The organism is Kitasatospora sp. NPDC001225, assembly GCF_053597855.1.
In genome coordinates, this window is record NZ_JBSFJC010000447.1 from 1 (window position 1) to 1,394 (window position 1,394).

The window sequence follows — 1,394 nt, forward strand, 5'->3', positions numbered from 1 at the left end:
GATCAGCGAGGTGCCGGAGCGCAGGAAGCCCTCCTTGTCCGCGTCCAGGATCGCCACCAGCGACACCTCGGGCAGGTCCAGGCCATGTGACGCCTCCTCGGACATCCCGGTCACCCGGGTTTCTTTTGCTCGGGCTGGAATGCGGTGGAAATGCGTGGAGTTGGCCGTTCGATCTGCTGCCCGCCTCGCCGTATCCACGGCCCAGCGCCGCCCGCCACTGTCTCCCGCGCGCACAGCGAAGCATGAAATCCGATGCGCCGCACTGAGCGCCCTGGCGTGTCGTCAAGAGGGAGACGCGAGAACGCTGGTCCAATCGGAAAACCGCCGGTCCGATCGCAGGGCGCCGGTCTGGTCAAAACCTGCTGGCCCAAATCGAAAGGCGTTGGTCATATCAAAAGGGAAAAGGAGGTATCGCATGCGGAAGGAAGCGCCGGAAGAACGTGAACTCCCAGCGTACGGCGAGGAGGTGTTCGCCTTCGCCCACCCCGCGCAGACGGACCGTCTCGACGCCCTGGCCGGTTCCTGCGACCCCGCGACCACGGGTGATCTGGCGCGCTGGGACCTGCCGGCCGACGCCCGTTGCCTGGAAATCGGGGCGGGGGCCGGGACCTTGGCCCTGTGGCTCGCCCGCCGCCACCCCGAGGGCGAGGTGACGGCCACCGACACCGACCTCCGTTTCCTGACGGGCCTGCGCCACCCGGCGCTGCGCGTGCTGCGGCACGACGTGCGCACCGACGGGTTCCCGCCCGGCACCTTCGACCTCGTCGTCGCCCGCAGCGTCCTGTGCCACCTGCCCGAGCGTGCCGCGCTGCCGGGGCGCATGGCGTCCTGGCTGAAGCCGGGCGGCCGCCTGTACATCGAGGACCCCTCGTTCTTCCCCGCCGCCTCCTCCCCCGACCCGGTCGTACGGCGTCTCGGGACCGCCGTCACCACCACCCTGGCCACGACCCTCGGCAGCGACGTGTCGGCCTGGGCCCGGTCGTTCCCCGCCCCGCTGCGGGGCCTGGGGCTTGTGGAGGTGGGGATGCGGGTGCACTGCCCGACCCTGACCGCGACGAACGCGGCGGGACGGGCGTGGGCACTGTCGATCGCCGATCTGCTGCCGGCGATGGCGCGCGCCGGGGTCCTCGCGGAGGCGGACGGGGCCGAGGCCCTGACCCACCTGCGCCGCCCCGGGTTCGTCGACACGGCGCACGCCATGGTCGCGATGTGGGGCGTACGCCCGCCGGCACAACGGCCGGACCGGACGACACACCGACCGAAGCAGACGGCACAACAGCCGGGCCAGGGGCCCGCGTGACGACCGACGCGCTCAGGGAATCCTCGATCCGGGACGTCACGGCCCACCGCGGCGCCCACGCCGACGCGGCCGACGCCGAGGCTCTGCGCTGGGC

Annotated in this window: 1 protein-coding gene; it reads left to right on the top strand. The window is 72.1% G+C overall.

The window, feature by feature from the left end; translation table 11 throughout:
- Nucleotides 1–415 precede the first annotated feature (415 nt).
- On the top strand, nt 416–1,300 hold the full coding sequence (locus ACWDCZ_RS41345) for a class I SAM-dependent methyltransferase (RefSeq protein WP_449818724.1): 885 nt from the start codon (nt 416–418) through the stop codon (nt 1,298–1,300).
- Nucleotides 1,301–1,394: the final 94 nt, after the last annotated feature.

Bases quoted from the DNA above. Each gene is read 5' to 3' on its own strand.
- ACWDCZ_RS41345 (WP_449818724.1), top strand. From the start codon at position 416: ATGCGGAAGGAAGCGCCGGAAGAACGTGAACTCCCAGCGTACGGCGAG.